The sequence below is a fragment of the Oligoflexia bacterium genome, assembly GCA_035326705.1.
GTDB lineage: Bacteria > Bdellovibrionota_G > JALEGL01 > JALEGL01 > JALEGL01 > JALEGL01.
This window is the reverse complement of the sequence record DAOLES010000010.1, coordinates 24,270-44,452: the sequence shown is the minus strand read 5'-3', so window position 1 is coordinate 44,452 and position 20,183 is coordinate 24,270. Positions and strand designations below refer to the sequence as shown.

Sequence of the window (20,183 nt, the reverse complement as noted above, 5' to 3'; positions counted from 1 at the left end):
CTCATGGGTATATTCAAAAAAATAATCATTTATGGACTTATCATGTTGTGTGTAGCTGGAAGTTCAGTATTTCTAAGTTATAAGCTGTTTTCTAAGCATGATAAAATTGAACACAAACCGTTTGATATGAAAGTTTGGGTAAAAGATGTATTGAAGTTGAGTGTTGTGGAAATTCAAATTTCTCAAATTCACCGTTTTGAATCGCAAGGTATAAAGCTGTATGATTTTTCTTTACCATTTACCCAACAACAAAGCCTTATTGTAACAGAAGGAAAAGTATCTCTTGGCTATGATTTACAACGGGTTCAAATTAATGAAAATACAAGAAGCATTGAGGTTGTGTTACCGGAAATGACGGTGCAAAGTATTGATCTAGATTTTAACTTTATTTCAGAAACAGACCCCCTATTGAACAGAATAACACCAAGTATGCGTAACAAAATGCTGGCTGATATTAAGCAGCAAGTTAGCCAATCTGTGCGTGAAAATTATAAAGAAAAAATACAAAGTAAAGATGAAATGATTTTAAAGTTATTGCAGAAAGTAAGTTCTAAGGAAGTTTCCATAAAAAAAGGCGATCTTGATTGAAGATCGCCTTTTAAAACTCAAGTTGTAGCGATTAAAATTTGTAATCAATACCAACTTTAAAGAACTCAACGCTTAATACGTCTAAAGCATCGTTGATACCAAAGTTGTATTGTACGTTAAAGTCATAACGAAGAAGCATGTTTTGGATGCCCAAAGACTCACCTAGGTTCCAAGCTATACCTAAACCGCCTGCAACACCAACATCAAATTGGTCTTCTTTACCAGCAATGCTTGTGGCTGCACCACGAAAAGTTACAGGAACATCAGCTCTTACATAAGGGTTAAAAGCTTCATTTGTGTACCATCTGTATTGTACACCTGGTGCAAATGCATATTGGCGTGTTGTGCCATTTTGCTCTTCAACATCAAAGCTAAAACGGCCACCGATGTTAAAGTTGTCAGTGATGTAGTAACGACCATCAACACCCAAAGTATAATTTGATCTTTGGTTAGCGTCATTGCCGTCAACTTGCAAAGCATAAGGCATAGCAAAGTCAATACCAAACTGAGTATCACCTGATACTGTTGCATTGGTGTTGCTGGTTAGTGGATTGGTGTTTGTTTCATTTGCATAACTTGCTGTAGCTAAAACCAAAGCAAGTGCTAATAATGTTTTTTTCATGTGTTTCCTCCGAAGTGAAAAAATAAATTTAAACTTGCTGAACGATACCATTTTTCAATAATATGGCAAGGCAATTACAGTATTTTTAAGATTAAAAACCTTAATATTTCAAATAGTTATTATAATTTATTATTATTAGAAAAGTTTTAGTCCGCAATAAAACATTGCGGACTTGGGGAATTTAAAAAAGCTAACTTTTTGCCAACTTTCTTAGAACATATTGTAAGATGCCACCATTTTCAAAATAGTGCGCTTCATTGGGGGTATCAATTCTTACACTGACTTCAAAGCTAATGCTTTCTCCATTACTCTTTTTGGCGGTCACTGTGAGTTGCTTTTTGTTTTTAAACTCATCAGCAACTCCTTCTGCGATACCTTGAATGTTAAAAAATTCAGAACCATCTAAGCCTAAACTTTCAGCGTTTTCACCTGCTTTAAACTGCAAAGGTAAAATACCCATGCCAACTAAATTAGAGCGGTGAATACGTTCATAACTTTGGGCAATGACGGCATTGATGCCTAAAAGTTTTGGACCTTTTGCTGCCCAATCTCTGGATGAGCCAGTCCCATACTCCTTACCAGCAATGATGATTAGAGGGGTGTTGTTGGACTGGTACTTCATGGATGCATCAAAAATGCTCATTTGTTGGTTATCTGGTAAATAGTTGGTGTAAGCTCCTTCTACATTATGCAACAATTTGTTTTTAAGCCTAATATTGGCAAATGTTCCACGCATCATGACTTCATGATTACCCCTTCTTGAACCATAAGAATTAAACTGCTTAGGTTCAATGCCATGTTTACGTAAGTAATCAGCGGCAGGGCTTTCAAGAGCAATGGAGCCAGCGGGTGAAATATGATCTGTGGTTACACTATCTCCCAAATAAGCCAGAACTCTAGCATTTTCTATATCTTTTATACCCTGTATTTCTTGAGACATATTTTCAAAAAATGGGGGGTTTTGGATATAAGTTGAGTCAGCTTTCCAATCATAGGTTTTACCTGTACTTGATTCAATGGCTTGCCAAGCTTTGTCACCATCAAGGACAGTTTCATAACGGGTTTTAAACATTTCTGAATTAACAGATTCATGCACAAGGCGTTCAATTTCTTCCCGTTCAGGCCAAAGCTCTTTAAAGTAAACTGCATTTCCCTCTTGATCATGGCCTAGAGGTTCATTTTCTAAATCAATATCGACTCTTCCAGCTAGAGCATAAGCAACGACCAATGGTGGTGATGCCAAATAATTAACTTTGGTTTTTGGGCTCACTCTACCTTCAAAGTTTCTATTACCACTCAGAACAGAGGCAGCAACTATGTCACCGTTATCAATGGCATCGGCAACTTCTTTAGGCAATGGACCGCTGTTACCAATACAGGTTGTGCAGCCAAAGCCAACCACATGAAATTTTAATTCTTCCAAGGGTCTTAATAAATCTGCTTTTTCTAAATAATCAACAACCACTTTTGATCCGGGTGCCAAACTGGTTTTAACCCAAGGTTTGGTCTTTAACCCAAGTTTTCTGGCTTTTTGGGCAACTAAGCCAGCTGCTAACATGACTGAAGGGTTTGAAGTGTTGGTACAACTGGTAATTGCCGCAATCACAACAGAGCCATCTTTAAGTTTTTCGGTTGAATTTTCTATACTTTGTTCTTTGATAGGGCGACCAAGCGTTTCTTTAAAGTTGGCCGCCAATTGAGATAAAGCAACTCTGTCTTGTGGTCTTTTAGGGCCTGCTAAGCTGGGCTCAACATCATTTAGGTTTAACTCTAAAGTATCGGTATAAATTGCTTCAGAACTGGTATCGGTAAAAAACATCTCTTGCTGTTGCATATAGGTTTTAGCCAATTCAATCTGATCAGCAGAACGTCCAGTGAGCTGTAAATAATCCAAGGTTTTTTGGTCTACAGGGAAAATACCGCAAGTTGCACCATATTCTGGCGCCATGTTGGCTACCGTAGCTCTGTCAGCTAAAGTCAGTGATTTTAAACCGGGACCATAAAACTCAACAAACTTACCCACCACACCTTTTTCTCTGAGCTTTTGGGTAATGGTTAAAACAAGGTCAGTGGCGTTGACGTGATTTTTTAGAGAACCACTGAGTTTAAAACCAACAACATCAGGTATGAGCATGGTTGTTGCTTGGCCAAGCATAGCAGCTTCAGCTTCAATACCACCAACTCCCCAGCCCAAGATACCCAAGCCGTTAATCATGGTTGTGTGTGAGTCTGTTCCAACCAGGGTGTCTGGAAAAGCGTAAGTCTTACCATCTATTTTACGGGTCATCACCACGCGTGCCAAGTATTCCAAATTGACTTGGTGCACAATCCCTGTGCTGGGTGGAACCACTTTAAAGTTTTCAAAGGCATTTTGGCCCCATTTTAAAAATTCGTAACGTTCATTGTTGCGGGCGTATTCAATTTTGGTGTTTAAATCTAAAGCGTCTGAGCTTCCAAAGTGATCCACTTGCACAGAGTGGTCAATCACCAATTCAGCTGGTTGCAAAGGGTTAATTTTATTGGCGTCACCACCCATTTTTACAATGGCATCCCGCATGGCAGCCAAGTCAACCACTGCAGGCACACCTGTAAAGTCTTGTAAAAGAACTCGCGCCGGCATGAAGGCAATTTCTTTGTCAGGGTTATTTTTAGCATCCCATTGGGCAACATGTTCTATATCTGATTTTTTAACGCCAATGCCGTCTTCGTAGCGCAGTAAGTTTTCAAGAACAATTTTCATGGCAAACGGCAGTTTATCAATGTTAAAGCCATGCTCTTTAAGTTTTGTTAAATCATGATAAAAGTATTCTTTGTCGTTGTGTTTAAAGCTGGATAAGGTGTTAAATGAATTCATGGCTAAAGTCCTTTCAAATCAAATGTTCTTTTCTGATATTATGTTTATACCAGCGAAGACAAGTCACCCATAGCAAAAATCAGGCATCAAATAAAGTTATGATGTGAATAGATGATAGAAAAGCAGTTTTAAGCTTGTGGAACTGTGCTTTAAATTTTATGCAGTAACAAGAGAAAAAACAATTTCTACCAGCTCAGACAGTTGGCAGGCAAAGCCTGCCAAAACTCGCTGTACGAAACTTGTTATTTTCTCTTGAATCATTTCTAGGCGAACATTAAATTAATTTTCTTTACTGTATATAGGGCTTTCTTATTTGGCTAGGTTGATCATTTAAGAGGTGATTTGCTATAATTGTAGCTAGCGGTAGCTTTACTTTTATTATTGCTCTGGTTGACATGCGTTAACGCCGAGGAACGCAATGTGCTTCCAAAGGGCTGGCTTAACCAGCAAACAATAATAAAGGAGGATAATTATGAAAAAAAACTATCGTTCCGCAATCACAAGACAATTCGTCACTAAGGATTATGCAAATAATAATCCTGAGACGACTGTTAGTGAACGGAAAAAAATAAAAAACCTAAAAAGAAAAATAGGTTTTAAATAATAAGCAACCGCTCATTATCAAAGTTGCTCTAACTTTTTCTGATCAAACAAACCTTTGCTGCTTAAGCTTGAAAGACTGGCGTATACAATAGACTGGGCATCCACTTTAAAATGCTTTCTTAAGTATTCTCGGTTTTCGCTCAAGCCAAAACCATCGGTTCCCAAAGCCGTTAAGGGTAAAGGCAACCAATTGGAAATGCTGTGTGGGAGAGCTTTGACATAATCAGACGCAGCCACACAGATGCCTTGTTGGTCTTTAAATTGTGCGGTGACAAAGGCCTGTTTTTTGGGTTTGTTAGGGTTAAAAGTATTCCACTCTTCACAAGCAACGGCATCGGTGTACAGTTCTTTGTAACTGGTCACACTCCAAACTTCAGTAGCAACTTTGTACTTTTCTTCAAGAATGTTTTGGGCTTTAAGGGTTTCGTTTAAAATTGAGCCACTGCCCATCAGATGCACAATAGGTTTTTGAGCATCAATTTTTGAAGGACTGTATCTATACATGCCCTTTAAGATGCCTTCTTTAACTCCTTTTGGCATGGGGGGCATGGCATAATTTTCATTTTCTAAAGTGATGTAGTAAAAAATATCTTCATTATTTTCGTACATGCGTTGTAAGCCGTCTTCAACGATGATGGCTGTTTCGTAAGCAAAGGCTGGGTCATAGACTTTTAGGTTAGGTACAGGATAAGCCAAAAGGATACTATGCCCATCTTGGTGCTGTAAACCTTCTCCAGCCAAAGTTGTACGACCGGCGGTTCCACCCATCATAAAACCTTTTGTATTTTGATCAGCAGCAGCCCAGACCAAGTCACCAATGCGTTGCATACCAAACATTGAATAGTAAATAAAAAATGGAATACAAGCTACACCATGATTTTGGGCGGCGTTACCAGCAGCTATGAAGGAAGCCATAGAGCCAGCTTCTGTAATGCCTTCTTCAAGCAGTTGGCCAGTTTTAGATTCTTTGTAGTACAATAAACTTTTTTTATCGACGGGCTCGTAGTTTTGTCCATGCGGTGAGTAAATACCAATTTGGCTAAACATGGATTCCATTCCAAAGGTTCTGGCTTCATCAGGGACAATAGGGATCACTTGTTTACCAATGGTTTTATCTTTAATCAGATTGGTTAGTAGTTTAACAAAAGCCATGGTGGTCGATACTTCACGATCCTTAGTACCATCATAAAACTCTTGATAGACTTTTTTATCTGGTAAGGAACCAGACTTTGACACAGCAACTTTGGCGGTATTGCGGCTAGGTAAAAAGCCCCCTAAATTCTTGCGTTTTTCAAGCAAGTATTGCATCTCTGGACTTTTTTCATCAGGGCGATAAAAGTTTAAGTCTTTGGCATCTTGATCCGACACTGGAATTTCAAAACGATCTCTAAACTCTAAAACTTCTGCGTCACTTAATTTTTTCTTTTGGTGGGTGGCATTGGCGGCATGCCCAGAGGGACCAAGGCCATAACCTTTAATGGTTTGTGCAAGAATAACGGTAGGTGCATTGGTGGCTGCTTGCGCTTGGGCATAGGCATTGTAAACCTTAATAGGGTCATGACCACCACGTTTAAGAGCATACATTTGGTCATCGCTTAAATGAGCAAAGAGTTTAAGCAGATCTGGATTGTCTTGACATAAATATTGGCGTTTTTGGGCACCGTCTAAAGTGGCAAGTTTTTGCATGTTACCATCGAGCAAGCCAGTAAGTTTTTGTTCTAACAAGCCTTGAGTGTCTTGAGCAAAAATACTATCCCAATCTGAAGACCATAAAACCTTAATGACATTCCAGCCAGCACCTCTAAATTGGCCTTCAAGGTCTTGGATGACTTTACCATTGCCTCTTACCGGCCCATCTAAACGTTGTAAATTACAGTTGATGACAAAGTTAAGGTTATGCAGTTTCTCTTTTTGGGCAATATGAATAGCGCCTAAGCTTTCTGGCTCATCCATTTCGCCATCTCCCAAAAAGGCCCAGACTTGACTGGTGTTTTCAGGTTTTAAACCGCGGTGGGTCAGGTATTGGGCCATCCTGGCTTGATATATCGCAGTAATAGGTCCTAAACCCATAGATACCGTGGGAAATTCCCAATAATCAGGCATAGATCTTGGATGAGGATAGGAAGACAAACCTCCACCTGTTTGCAGTTCACGTCTAAAGTTAATGAGCTGTTGTTCATTGAAACGACCTTCAAGGTAGCTGCGGGCATATATACCTGGAGAAGCATGCCCTTGAATGTAGATTTGATCACTGTTTTCATTTGCACTTTTACCTCTAAAAAAGTGGTGAAAACCTGTTTCATATAAATGTGCAGATGAAGCGTAGGTTGCAATATGGCCACCTATGCTTGAGTCTAAGCGGTTGGCTCTAACCACCATCACCATGGCATTCCAACGAATCAGTTTTAAAATTTTTTCTTCTAGCGCTAAGTCACCAGGGTAGGACTTCTCATTTGTGGCATGAATTGTATTGATATACGGTGTTTGTGCTATGTTATCTGGAGAAACCTTGATTTTTGCGGCATGATCCAAAAGATCCTTAACCACTTCTTTGGCTTTTTCAGGTCCTAAGATTTTAGAAATAGCATCCAAAGACTGACGCCATTCTTGTTTATCCAAAGCCAAGTCATCTGAATCATTGTTTAAATATGGATTTTTCATTTCCTGAGCCATTAATTGTATCTCCAATAAAATATTTTATGGCCTATCTTTAAACGTATTTTGTAAGAATCGCAACTGTTTAAGCCTTTGTTTTAATGATTTGAGTATCTTGTAGTTGTAATAGTATATGATCAGCATGGACCAAAAGCCCTCCAACAATGAAAGAAGGGTACAAAAAATAGACAACTGGGAAAATTAAACCGTAAATACCGGCACCCAGTAAAAACGGAATATTTTGTTTGGCCCAAGCAAATCTATCTTTAATAGGAAGTCCTAAAACTGAAAAAGCATAGTCAATGTTGGCGTAACCAAGAATGACACTGCTTAAAAGGGGGAGTAAAACAATAAAAACACTTTGTCCTAAAATAGGCAAAAAGGTCATCAGCCAAGTAATGGCAACAATGGTGAGTAATAACAGCTCTTTAAATAGTTCTCTTAACATAGAGGTGACAACGTTTTTTACAGTAACTTTAAGAGGCATGCTTACGTTAAAGTGTTGAGATTGAGACAGCATTTTTTCTGCTAAGATCTCCCAGAAAAACGAACAAAGAATATTGCCAATTAACCAGGCAAATACCAGGTTGAGTGAAAATAAAACCAAATAAAGGATAAACTTAAGGCTAGCCAATAAAAAACCGCCGATATAACTAAAAAACTTAAAACTTAAAGCCGCTGGCCAATTGTTAATGAACCAATTTTCAATTGGAAGTAGACTCTCAGCAATAACTGGTGGTAAGTAGCTGTAGGACAAATAGAGGCATATAAAAAATAGAGATACAATAATAACAAATGGGATGGCAATGATCTTTTTTGTAGGTGGGGATTTTAAAATAAAGTTAGCGCCATTCCATGGAGATCTTATTCCAGCAACAAATTGGCTTATGATGGCTTGAATGCGTGTCATGCTTCGTTGTGTATGATATTTTAGGGCAAAATGGCAAACAATAGACAAAAAAAAGTATTTAATCTGTTTATTGCATTTTCAATCATTGTGATTTGTAGTGTTATTTTTGCTGCACCCATATTAAGTCAATTAATACAAAGACAGTTAGAGTTTTATCTGAAACAAGTAGATAGTGTTGATGTTCGTTTTGATGACATTCGTGTGAAGATACTACCGCCTAAAGTTTCAATCAGCAATGTTGTTATTGTGGGTAAAAAGGATACGGCATTAAGTTCTTTTAAAACAGATAAAATTGAGATTATGCCCAGAATCAGCCCAGGATTCTTGGGTCATGTCAACATAAAGCAAGTCAAAATAATTGAGCCCTACATTGAGCTTCGTCAGATAGAGTCTAAACAAAAAAAAGAAGATAAAAAACTAAGCTTTCAATTGCCCCAGTTGCAAGACTTGGTGAGTGTTATGATAGAAGATATTGATTGGGGCAAAGCAATCATCAGTATGCAGGTAAAGAATAAAAAAATTTCATGCATATTATTTGATAGTGATAGTTCGTTTTTATTAAGTCGCAAAGAAGATGTTTTAAAGCTGAAGAGCAAAGCTCAGTTTAATATTGATGGGCAAGCCATGGATATTGACTTCATTAACTTCAGTTTAAATAGAAGTGGACAAAAGGTTAGGCTAGCATCTTTAAATATTTTAAGTGATATTATAAGTATTCAAGCCGATGGAGCTTTGATGCCTGCACCAAAAATAAATTTTATGGGGACATTAGACTTACATCAATTTTTAGAAGCGTTTAATAATTTTAATGAGCAAGAGAATCAAAATGATCTTTTTGGAAAGTTAAATTACAAAGGGAGTCTTGAAAACACTTGGCAACAGCCGTTGGTAAAAGCAGAGTTGAATAGTAGTTCTGTTGATATTTGGCAAAGAAATATTACATCTTTTTATGCTTCTATTGAAGCAACAAACAGTAAAATTAGTAGTATAGATACACAGTTTTCTTTGGGGAAGGGTTCGGTAAAACTACAAGCAAAAAATGTAAGTCAGTCAGACCAGGGTACAGCTACTTTAAAAGTCAATCATCTGCCCATTGAAACATTTATTAAAAGTATTGACCCTGAAACATCTTCTCCATTGGAAGGTACCCTTGATATAGAAAGTAAAGGCTTTATCAGCCTAGATCCTAGTAAGATGAAAATGGATACAAGGATTGTATCTAAACAATTAAAAATCACTTTGGAGCCTGAAGTTGAGCGATTTGCCCCGCTTACGTTTAAAAATATTGAGTTACTTTCTGTTTTAAAGTCAAGACAAGACAGTATTTTAAACATTGAAGAAGGTGATTTAAACGTTGATGGTCTGAAAGGAAAATTTTCTTTAGATATACATCAAGGCGGTGGAGTTACAGGTAAGTGGTTGGGTGAGGTTCAAGATTTTTCAAAAGTTTTTGTCAGCCCCTATCCTGTGAAAGGCAGTGGGCAATTTTTGGGAGGGGTGAAAGCTTCAAATGCTAATTTTGTTGCGAATGTTGGTGTGGATATTGACGCATTTTCATATAAGGGGTCTGAACAGGCAAAGTTAAGTGGCAATATTATTTTTAAGAATCAAGAAGTTTCGTTTCAAGATATAACCATAAAAAACCCTCAATCAGTTTTAACGGCCCAGATTGAAACTTCATCCATAGATCAAAAGAATAATTTTGTTAAAGCGTCTTTTGAAAATTTTGATTTGTCATCAATAACAAAAGTTGCAGGTAGAGCTTATCCTTTTGTTGAAGCTGTTAATGGCAGAGGAGATGGACAGATTTATGTCAAGATAGAAGATAAAGTGAATGGTAGATTAAAACTGAATGCCAGTCAGTTAAGTTATAAAGGCCTAAATTTTAAGAATGCAGTAATGGATGTTTTAATTAAGGATAATAAATATATTTTTAATGAATCAGAGTTTGATGGAGGTGAGTCTAAGCTTTTGGTTTCTGGTGAGGTGACAGAAGAAAAATTTAATAATTTAGATATTAAAGCAAGTAATTTAGATGTTGGATCACTTAACTTACCTGAGTGGGCAGATATATATTTTAACACCTTATCTGGATATGTTAGATTCAATGGAGACATTAAGAATCCAAAAATTGAAAGTGAACTAGAGTGTACTGCTGAAAAAGATCAGCTTGATGGCTTGTCTGGTTATACTTGTAAAGCTATGTTTAATGGTCCATTGAATGATTTAAATTGGCAAATGGTTGTTGGGGAAAATAAATTGGTATCACAGGGAAAGTTTTACCTTAACACTAAAAAAGTTGAAGTTTCAGCAGAACTTAATGATTTTGTAGTGTTGCCATTTTATAAAACTTTACCCACGGTTATTAGTGCGAACATTAATCTTTCCGGAAAGGTTGATGATTTATCAAGTATGTACGGCAATCTGCAAGTGAATCAAATTATAATGCAGAGACAGACAGAGAAAATATATAATCAAAAGCCATTTTCCATAGATATTAAACAAGGTATTGTAAATATTCCGTTGACACATTTTGTAGACAATAAAAAAACAGATTTAGAGTTTTATGGTCAAATGTCTCCATCATTGGTTAATATTAATCTTGCTGGAAACGTAGATCTACAAAATCTGTTGATTTTAGATATAGGTTTAGAGCGTTCTGAAGGTATAGGTAAAGTTAATTTAGCAATGACAGGTAAGCCAGATGCAATTAACTATCAAGGCAGTGTTACAGCCGAACAGGCGTTTATTAAGCTTGAAGCTTTTCCACATCCTTTTGAACGGCTGAATTTAAATGGTGAGTTGCAGCAGAATGTTCTTTTTGTCAATGAGCTTAACTGCAAACTTGGCGGTGGAGACTTGGGTCTTTTTGGGGAAGTGAATATTCAACCCAAGGTTTTAAACTCAATAGTTAATTTACAAGGAAGAGGAGAGAGAATAAATCTTAGGTTTCCAACATGGTTGCCTGTTGAACTTTCGGGATCAGTCTTTTTAAAAGGTCCTATGTCTGCCCCTACACTAGGTGGTGATTTTACAGTTTTAAATGGTCAATATGAAGATAAATGGGATTGGCAAAGTAGAGTTTTAACATTTGGAGCTCAAAAATACATTGATAGAGTTTATTACGATGAAGATATTTCAATGTATTTTGATATGAACTTTAAAACCACTGCAAATACTTTTCGTTTAAAGAATAATATTGCGCAAGGTTTGCTAACAGGCGAAGTAAGGTTGATTGGTAATAATCAGAAATTAGGTTTATTAGGAAGCATAGAGATTACTAATGGTGAGGTTGAGTTTTTGGATAATATTTTTGAACTAGAAAATGGAGCAATTACTTTTACAAACCAAAATGATATTAATCCAAAATTTGATTTGCGAGCTACAACGTCTGTCTCACAGAAAAAAATTATTTTAGACATAACCAGTGAAGGGGATGAAATTGTTGCTTTACTGTCAAGTGATCCTTATTTAGATGAAACTAGTATTGTGACGCTTTTAACAGTTGGTGTTGAAGCGGATGAATTTCTTAACTCTGAAAGTCAAGCTAACAGACTATCAAGCTCTTTTTTGCCCAGTGTTCTTTCTAGTCCAATTCAGTCTAAACTAGAGAAGGGGTTAAGAGATGTGAATGTGGTAGATACATTGCAGTTTATTCCATATTTTTCTGAAGAACAACAAAGCACAGGTTTAAGAGTGTTAATTGGTAAAAAAATATTTCCGAGGTTTAGAATTTTGTATTCTACAGATTTGTTGCAAACCAATGCTGAAAGAAATTTACGTTTACAACAAAACTTTAGTAGAAACTTATCTATTCAAGGTAACATTAGAGATAATAATAATACTATTTCCAATGATGAGCAGATGGACTTTGGTTTAGATTTTGAGTTTAGGTTTGATTTTTAATGAAAAGCTTTTTGATTAAATATATTTTCTGGATAATCACATTTAGTAGTGTCCCAATTAATGTTTTTGCCAAAGTTACAGTTAAATGGCTTAATGTAAGTAATAATGAAGATAAAATTGAGTATCAAAATTTTGTTAAAAATAATTTTAATGAAAAATATTCACCGCAAGATATTTCTGAATTTATAAAGCTTTCGCACCAAAGATATCCTGTTGAAAAAATTATAGTTGAAAAAACTACTAATGGTTTTACCTTAAAAGTGAAGCAGAAAGTTTTTTTAAATCAAGTTAATTTCAAAGGTTATAAAAATATTTCAAAAAAGAGATTGTTTGAAGCATCGCAATTTGTTGGCGGTAAGTATTATTCAGAATATGAAATTGATAATATGGTAAAAAATATTAAGAACTATTACCGTGAGCGATCATTTTGGAATGTTGCAGTTGATTATGAGCTTTTAACAAATCAACAAAAAAAAAATAATGCTATAGATTTTGTTCTTTTAGAAGGAGTTTCTTGTCGTGTTCGATCTATTCAGTTCAATTATTTAAGTGAGCAGAGATTACCAAAAAATCTTCTAAAAAAAATTCCTGTAAATAAAGGAGTTTTGTGTGACGAACTGAAAATCAAAGATAAATTGAGAAGATATGATCAAAAAATTAGGTCCTATGGATATAGGCAGTTTGACTTTCAAAATATACGTTTGGACTTTGATGCGGAAAAGAAAAATGCTGACTTGGTTTTAGATGTAGATGTGGGGAAACTAGTAGAAATAAAATTTAAAGGAAATACATTTGTGTTTGAAAGAGGTTCAGTTTTATTAGAACAACTGTCAATGCAATCTGAAAAAGTTTTTGGTGAAACATGGTCAAAGTTTACAGCCGTTCCTGCAATTAAAGATTTTTATACTGCGTTAGGTTATCCATTTACAAAAGTCATTGTTTATAGAAATGAAACAGAAAAAAAGCTTGAAATTTTATTTGATATCACACGTGGAGATCGGTTTTTTATTGATGATATAAGTTTTAAAGAACTTAATCATAAAAGCTTTATTAATTTGGAAAAAGTGTTCAAAGCATATTCATTAACACAGTCAAGAAGAAATATTTTTGTTAAAGATGAGTTTGAGCAAAGTGTAGATTCAATGATTTCATTTTATCAAAATAAAGGTTTCATAAGAACTCTTGTTGATGACATTGATTACAATTATAACTTATCCAGTAGATCAGTGAATATAATAACCAAGTTTAATGTCAGTGAAAGGTCATTTTTTAAAAAATTTACTTATATTGGTAATACAGTGTTTACCAACAATCAATTAGATAAAAAAATGAATTTTAAAATTGATGAAGCAATCAGCCCATTAAAGCTGTCAGAGCAAGTTGAACTACTTATTAATGAATATCGTGTGCTTGGCTACAAAAACGTTAGTATTGACTATCCAAAAATAAATGACATTTCTGAAGGTTATAATCAGATTGCATTGAATATTAAAGAAGGAAATAAGATTTTTATAGGAAAAGTAAAAATAGAAGGTAATCAAACTACTAAAGAAAGAATCATCAATAAAAACTTAGATTTTAAAGAAGGTGATGTTTTAAATCCTGATAAAATTCGCTCAAGTCGAAGAAATCTGCTTCAATCAGGATTTTTTGAGTCAGTTTTTATTGATACACAAAGCAAACCTATTAATCAATTGCAAGACGTTGTTGTACGCTTAAAGGAAAGAAAAAAAAGATCTGTTATTCTTAGTCCAGGTTTTTCAACGGATGATGGGGTGAGAGCAAGGGTAGAATATAGACATGTGAATATTGGTGGTACAGGTAGGCAATTAAACCTCTTAACTCGATTTAATAGGAAATTCAATGACAGAACAACAACAGAAAGACGTTTAGGGATAACATATATTGAACCTTTTATTTATGGTCGAACCAATGCTTCTTTAAGCTTTTTAAATGAAAGAGTAGATGATCAACAGTTTGATTTGGAACGTAATCTTTTTAGAGTAGGTATAGAGAATGCTTTTCTTCAACGGTTACGGCCACGATTTAACTGGATTTTGGAGTTTAGAGAGCCTTTTAATGTGGAAGAAGGTGCAAGCTTAAACCCAATAGATGAACAAGCAGCACGCTTTGGATCACTGGTTTTAGAAACAGATTTAGATCTAAGAGATGACTTTTTAAACCCAATAAAAGGAACCTATCACCAGTTTAAGTTTGAATTGTATGATAAAGCATTTTTATCGGAGCAAGAATTTTGGAAACTTTATATAAAAAATAATTTTTATTGGCCAATATACAAACGAGTTCGTACGGTTTTATCGGTTAGGTTAGGGTTTTCAGAGACATATGGAGATACTGTAGAAGAGAATATACCCATTGAAAAACGCTTTAGAATAGGTGGGAGTTCAAGTTTTAGAGGAGCAAGATTCAATTGTATAGGTGGAGTAACCAATGGTGATCCAGAAAACTGTTCTGATAACTTAACCAATCAAGCACCTGGTGGAAATAGTATGTTTAATTATTTGTTTGAAGTCTTGGTTCCAATAACAGAATCAATTGATATAGCTCTGTTCACTGATGGAGGTAATGCATATTTAACAAATAATGAGTTTGATGTGTTTAATATACGTACGGCAGCAGGGGCTGGAATAAGGCTTAATACATTTTTTGGTCCTATGCGTTTTGATTATGGTGTTCTTTTAGATAGACGAGCTGGAGAAAACCTTGGGACCTTTCACTTTTCTGTGGGACAGTTTTAAAATGGCAAATAAGACCATAGTAATATCAGGAGGAGCTTCAGGAATAGGGTTTGCAACGGCCTTGCTTTTTGCAAAAAATGATTACACTGTTTATATTTTAGATAAAAATAAGCCTAATCAAAAAATAAACAACATTGAATTTTTAAGTTGCGATGTTGCAGATTACGATCAGGTTAATTCATTGATTTCTAGAATTATACAAAAAACAAAAACAATTGATGCGCTGTTTGCCAATGCTGGAATGCATTTTTATGCCACAGTAGAAGAGACCAAGCAAAGTGATTTAGAGCTGCTGATTGATGTTAATATTAAAGGAATTTTTAATTTACTTAAAGCGGTTATGCCCATCATGAAAAAACAAAATCAAGGAGCAATCGTAATTACTGGATCTGATCAATCATTGGTGGGTAAAAAAAATAGTGCTGCATATGGTTTAAGTAAAGCAGCCATTGCTCAATTGGCAAAAAGTTCAGCATTGGATTATGCCAAGTGGAATGTAAGAGTTAACTGTGTATGTCCGGGAGCTATTAAAACGGCATTGTATGATGAAGCAATAAAGGCATATGCAGAAAAAAATTTACTTGAAATAGAAGCTACAGAGAATAAAGTAAGATCCAATATACCCATGATGAGAATTGGGAAGCCAGAAGAAGTGGCTGAATTGGTCTATTTTTTATGTTCAGAAAAAGCTTCCTATATTACGGGAGCTTCAATAAGCATTGATGGTGGTTATTGTGCTCAGTAATCCTTTGTGTAAAATAATGTGGTATATTGACTTTTAGTTTTTTATGGTTTTATGAATTGTCCAAATTGCACATATAAAAATGGCAGCCAAGCAGTGGAATGTGTTCAATGTGGTGTTGTTTTTAAAAAGTATGTGAGTAAAGATGATAGACAAAGAGCATATCGTAATCAAATTGAAGAGGAGTATATTCAATTTCAAAACACATCACAGTTAGTGTTAGAAGAAAAATGGAAACTGCTGTTTCCTTTAATTGCGCTTGTATTTATCCCCATCAGTAAAATCTTAATTTTTCCAGCCATGGTGTTTGATGCTATGCATATTTGGGCTCATGAATTTGGGCATGCTTTTTCTGCGTGGTTTGGTGGTAGAGCGGCTACACCCTTTGTTTTATGGACAAGTATTTCGCAAGAACGTTCATGGGTGGTGATAGTTTGTTTTTTATTTTTAATGGTTTTTATAGCTTATAAAACTTATCTAGAAAAAACATATTTTTTATTAAGTGTTATGGTCATGTTTATCCTAATGCAACTTTATCTTTCTTTGTTTATTTCTGAAAATCAACTTGAATTGGTTTTTACCCATAGCGGAGTTGGTGGAGAGTTTTATATCAGTACATTGGCGATTATGGCATTTCATTATAGATTTCCAAAAGGAAGTTATTGGCCCTTTTTACGTTATTGGCTTTTGTTAGCCGGAGTATATGTGTTTTATAAAAGCTTTTATTTTTGGCAAAGAGTTGATGTAGGCTTTGAAAGTATACCTTGGGGAACCGCGATTCATGGCAATGAAGATCAAGGTGGGGATATGAATAAATTAAGAAATATGTGGGGATGGTCACCTAAAAGTATTATTGAGAGCTATGTTGCTATTTCTTACGGATGTTTGAGTGTCATCTTGATTCATTATATTTCAGTGGTCTGTATTGTTATGCTGTCAAAAAAACACGCAATAGTAGAGCGTTACAAAAAAATATTTAAATAAGCTTAAATATAATTAATTTAGACTAGGAACTTTAAATATTGGATGATTGATAAAGTCTTGTTTGAATTGATCAGGAACATTTATTAAAATTTCATCGCGAATTTTCTGATATTCGTCAATCAGTTCTTGCGCTTCTTGTAAGTTGTTTTGGCTTTTTAAATAATTAATTTTTGCGATGTAGTACCATTGTTTTAAATATACATCAGAAATAGATCTCAGATTGATTTTTTCAGTTGGTGGGACTATTTCTATCCCTATAGATTGGATGTAATAATAAGCTAAATGTAAATGAATGATAGAATTTATAGTAAAAACATCTTTTTGAAGAGTTTTGTATGCAAGGATGTACTCATTTTTAATATAATTGTGATCAATTTTTTTAAATTGAGTTTTCATGATGAGTGATCTTAATTTAAAATTAAAAACTGCACGATTGAGATTTGCTTTCTTATAGTAGTTCGAACTATCCAGAAAATATTGAGATGCTACAGGATAGTCTTTTTTACAAAAATAATAAATTCCTAGTAGTACATTTTCAATGCCGAGATTCATATTGCTCTTATTAATTTTTTTAAAAAGAGTAAGTTTTTTTATTTCTTTTTGTGCAAGGATTAGGGCACCTTGATCTAAAAGGCAATCAATATAAAATAAAAAAGCATTATAGCTTTGTCGTAAGTTATTAAGTTTTAAAAATGAATCACTCGCGTTCTTATAATGACTTAATGCATTTTCAAATTCACCTAAAATTGAGTAAGCTACACCTTTATAGAGGTTCATTTGATTTTTTGTGTTGATTAAATAATACTTGTCACAAAGTTGAATGTTTTTTGAGAGGTAATAAATGGCTTCTTTGTTCATTTTGGAAGATTGTAGCCACCTAACAATGTTGCTATTAATTTCTATTTGAGATTTAATAGTAAATTTATTGTGATCAAATGTATTTATTAAGCGAACTAAATATGGGCTACATGAAGTTTTTCTGCTGTAGATATTTGCCAAAAGAACTTTTCCCCATATATTTGTTTGAAGTTCTTTATCTATATTGTTATTTAATAGATATCTTAAAGTTTTAAAGCTTTCATGAATAGATGTATTTTGCTTTCCATCATTTAGCAAAGATTTGAGTCGCATAGGTAGCAAGTCTGGGAAAATACTTTGTGCCCATATGTCTTGGACTGAAAGATTTTCTGTTTTATCAATTACTTTTTGGTATTGGTTTTGATGATGTGAGATCTCAGCTTCAAGGTAGTCAAAAATAGGTTTGTCAAAGTTAATTTTTTGCCTCACACTCGCAATGAAATTATTGGCATGCTCTAAAGATTCGGTAGCAATCAGAGCTTTAGTTTTATATATTATATATGTCTCTAATTGTTCTAATGACAAGTTATCAATAAAACCTGACAAGTGTTTAAAGTGTTGTACGCTGAGCTGAAATTGATTGTTTTGATAGCTTTTTACACCTGCTAGATAGCTGTACTGGGTTTTTAAATGAATGTTACTTCCTTTTTGCGCATGGCCCGCAATCTTATAGGTTAAATCATCCAATTCAATTTGATTTTTGTAGTCATCTAGAAATTCTGTAATTTTGGTATGAATTTCAATTTTTTGCTTTTGACTCAATTGCTTGAGTAAAGTGTCGTACAAAAGGGCGTGATTGAAGCGGTATTTGTAGTGTGGAAAGTTACTGGTGACATCCAAAAAGTTCTCATTGAATAAAATATTAAAGTTTGTTTGAACATCTTGTTCAAACTCATGTTCAAAATAAGCTTTTAAATGATCGGCATTGTCCTCATAACCAAAAATAGAACAATGTAATAAGAGTTGTTGCTCCAGCTTGGGTAAACTGTGAAAACGTGCCAAGAGCAATTCTGAAAGATCTTTAGGGATACTGCCAATATCTTTTTTAAGAATAATAGAGCGTCTATCATTATTTTCAATGTATTGAATGTATTTTTGCTTGAGGGCATGTTCCAGTAACTTTTCTAAATATAGAGGGTTGCCCTTTGAGCTTTCATGCAAAGTATTAATAACTGAAGATGCTATGTAGTCTGCTTTTAAGTGAAGGGTGCAAAATTGATGGACTTCATCATGTGTAAAAGCAGGTAACTTCTGTTCATTGTAGTTCAGGTCTTTGTGCCATGGCAGCACATGCTTTGGAACTTGGGTGTACAATAATAGTGTTTTGTTGTTTTCAAAGTTTTCAAAAACTGTTCCTAGATATTCAATACTTGTGTTTGGCGCAAAAGTTAAATCTTCAATAATAAATACTAAATGATCTTGGTTAAAACGCTCTATGATTTGTTTAAAGGTGTAGATCACCGCTTGATCAAACTCATTACCTTCATAAGGTAAGGTGCTGTGAATTTCTGGGATATTAAGTGCCTGAAGAATGTTCTGTTCTGTTTTACTTATTTGAATACTGTGCGTAGTGCATAGACTTATCAGCTGTGGTGCCCAATCTCTAAAACACTGTAAGGGGTCTAGTGTGTCAGGTGAGAGGTGCGATTTTATGCTTAAACACTTTTTTTGTTGAATAATGGACTCATAATGCTTGAGTAAGGTGCTGCTGCCAATGCCAACGGGCCCTTCAATGCTTAAAATTTGCCCTTGATCTTCTTTTATCTGTTCTAGCGTGAGCACAAAATCAGAAATAAAGCTTTCACGGCCAATAAATACTTCTTTTTGTAATTGAGTCATGGTGCTGCTGCTAATGATATCAGCGATATACCTGCTTTAAGCTAAATATGCAAGATGTTGCAAAGATGTCACACTTTAGCTGCAATAAAAGTTTACTATTTTTTAACAAAAAATATAATAAAATATAAAAATTAATAATTTCAATTATTTATAGTTTAAATAAAATGGCATAACTAATGCAATACTATAAGGGTGAGAGGATACACTATGACAAAACGCCCTGTACAACACCTTACTTTAATCCTAATCAGCTTGCTATTTACCGCTTGCGGAGCAAATAGTACTTTAGACAGTAATAATGAGAGTGTAAACTTAGGTTTAAGCGCATTTGAAACTTATAGATCAGCAGACGAAAGCTTAAAATGCAATGATTTAGCCAATAATTACAGTGATGTAGGCTTTGGTTGGTATGCCGCAAGAAGAGGGATAGGCGATGAATTACCTTCTTTGAAAGGAATTGGGGATGAATTACCGTCTAGATTTGCGGCAAAAAGAGGGATAGGCGATGAATTGCCTTCATTTAAAGGAATTGGTGATGAGTTGCCGTCTAGATTTATGTACGACAGCTCAGTTATGATGATTGAAGAGTCAGGTAATGTTAAATATCAAGAAGAAATGACATGTGCCAATTTTGTTGTAGATATGCAAGTAGAAGTTGCCTCAGGTGCAGACTCAGTTTTTGTTATCGTAGGTGATAAAACAGTTTCAGTTAATGTTGAGGAAGGCGTTGCAAAAATCAATGTTGCATTAGAGGATTTAAAATCAACTGAAATTCAAGTCCAAGACAGCATTTCAGGTGACATCTTAGGTGTAGTTTTCCAAGGGCAATAAAAGTTTACACAATATTCCGTCAACGGTAGGGG

11 protein-coding genes are annotated in these 20,183 nt (G+C 34.8%); 6 read left to right on the top strand and 5 right to left on the bottom strand.

Annotated elements, in window-relative coordinates:
* Window positions 1-42 precede the first annotated feature (42 nt).
* A complete protein-coding gene (locus tag PKC21_10260) occupies window positions 43-588 on the top strand; it encodes a DUF4230 domain-containing protein (GenBank protein HMR25723.1) in 546 nt (181 codons plus the stop codon).
* 31 nt (window positions 589-619) lie between these two features.
* On the opposite strand, the gene PKC21_10255 is transcribed toward PKC21_10260, so the two are convergent.
* The 4 genes from PKC21_10255 to PKC21_10240 form a co-directional block, all read right to left on the bottom strand.
* The gene (locus PKC21_10255) at window positions 620-1,210 is read right to left on the bottom strand and encodes an outer membrane beta-barrel protein (GenBank protein HMR25722.1); all 591 of its coding nucleotides are present in this window, start codon (window positions 1,208-1,210) and stop codon (window positions 620-622) included.
* A gap of 190 nt (window positions 1,211-1,400) precedes the next feature.
* On the bottom strand, window positions 1,401-4,064 hold the full coding sequence (acnA, locus tag PKC21_10250; GenBank protein HMR25721.1) for an aconitate hydratase AcnA: 2,664 nt from the start codon (window positions 4,062-4,064) through the stop codon (window positions 1,401-1,403).
* Window positions 4,065-4,685: 621 nt separating this feature from the next.
* Window positions 4,686-7,328: a pyruvate dehydrogenase (acetyl-transferring), homodimeric type gene (gene aceE / locus PKC21_10245; GenBank protein ID HMR25720.1), complete on the bottom strand. Its 2,643-nt coding sequence runs from the start codon at window positions 7,326-7,328 to the stop codon at window positions 4,686-4,688.
* Between the two features lie 79 nt (window positions 7,329-7,407).
* The gene (locus PKC21_10240) at window positions 7,408-8,232 is read right to left on the bottom strand and encodes an EI24 domain-containing protein (GenBank protein HMR25719.1); all 825 of its coding nucleotides are present in this window, start codon (window positions 8,230-8,232) and stop codon (window positions 7,408-7,410) included.
* Between the two features lie 30 nt (window positions 8,233-8,262).
* On the opposite strand from PKC21_10240, the gene PKC21_10235 reads away from it, so the two are divergent.
* The 4 genes from PKC21_10235 to PKC21_10220 are packed head-to-tail and all read left to right on the top strand — an operon-like array spanning window position 8,263 to window position 16,623.
* Window positions 8,263-12,138, top strand: a complete 3,876-nt coding sequence (locus PKC21_10235) for a translocation/assembly module TamB domain-containing protein (protein ID HMR25718.1) — start codon at window positions 8,263-8,265, stop codon at window positions 12,136-12,138.
* A gap of 11 nt (window positions 12,139-12,149) precedes the next feature.
* Complete coding sequence (locus tag PKC21_10230; protein HMR25717.1) at window positions 12,150-14,897, top strand: BamA/TamA family outer membrane protein; 2,748 nt, start codon at window positions 12,150-12,152, stop codon at window positions 14,895-14,897.
* A gap of 1 nt (window position 14,898) precedes the next feature.
* Window positions 14,899-15,642: an SDR family oxidoreductase gene (locus tag PKC21_10225; GenBank protein ID HMR25716.1), complete on the top strand. Its 744-nt coding sequence runs from the start codon at window positions 14,899-14,901 to the stop codon at window positions 15,640-15,642.
* Window positions 15,643-15,693: 51 nt separating this feature from the next.
* Window positions 15,694-16,623 (top strand): hypothetical protein, encoded by a 930-nt coding sequence (locus PKC21_10220; protein HMR25715.1) that lies wholly within the window; start codon window positions 15,694-15,696, stop codon window positions 16,621-16,623.
* A gap of 12 nt (window positions 16,624-16,635) precedes the next feature.
* On the opposite strand, the gene PKC21_10215 is transcribed toward PKC21_10220, so the two are convergent.
* Window positions 16,636-19,320 (bottom strand): hypothetical protein, encoded by a 2,685-nt coding sequence (locus PKC21_10215; protein HMR25714.1) that lies wholly within the window; start codon window positions 19,318-19,320, stop codon window positions 16,636-16,638.
* Between the two features lie 207 nt (window positions 19,321-19,527).
* Here PKC21_10215 and PKC21_10210 point away from each other — a divergent pair, with 207 nt between their 5' ends.
* On the top strand, window positions 19,528-20,151 hold the full coding sequence (locus PKC21_10210; protein HMR25713.1) for a hypothetical protein: 624 nt from the start codon (window positions 19,528-19,530) through the stop codon (window positions 20,149-20,151).
* Window positions 20,152-20,183 lie beyond the last annotated feature (32 nt).

Bases quoted from the DNA above. Each gene is read 5' to 3' on its own strand.
- PKC21_10260 (HMR25723.1), top strand. From the start codon at position 43: ATGTTGTGTGTAGCTGGAAGTTCAGTATTTCTAAGTTATAAGCTGTTT.
- PKC21_10235 (HMR25718.1), top strand. From the start codon at position 8,263: ATGGCAAACAATAGACAAAAAAAAGTATTTAATCTGTTTATTGCATTT.
- aceE (HMR25720.1), bottom strand. From the start codon at position 7,328: ATGAAAAATCCATATTTAAACAATGATTCAGATGACTTGGCTTTGGAT.
- PKC21_10220 (HMR25715.1), top strand. From the start codon at position 15,694: ATGAATTGTCCAAATTGCACATATAAAAATGGCAGCCAAGCAGTGGAA.
- acnA (HMR25721.1), bottom strand. From the start codon at position 4,064: ATGAATTCATTTAACACCTTATCCAGCTTTAAACACAACGACAAAGAA.
- PKC21_10240 (HMR25719.1), bottom strand. From the start codon at position 8,232: ATGACACGCATTCAAGCCATCATAAGCCAATTTGTTGCTGGAATAAGA.
- PKC21_10210 (HMR25713.1), top strand. From the start codon at position 19,528: ATGACAAAACGCCCTGTACAACACCTTACTTTAATCCTAATCAGCTTG.
- PKC21_10215 (HMR25714.1), bottom strand. From the start codon at position 19,320: ATGACTCAATTACAAAAAGAAGTATTTATTGGCCGTGAAAGCTTTATT.
- PKC21_10255 (HMR25722.1), bottom strand. From the start codon at position 1,210: ATGAAAAAAACATTATTAGCACTTGCTTTGGTTTTAGCTACAGCAAGT.
- PKC21_10225 (HMR25716.1), top strand. From the start codon at position 14,899: ATGGCAAATAAGACCATAGTAATATCAGGAGGAGCTTCAGGAATAGGG.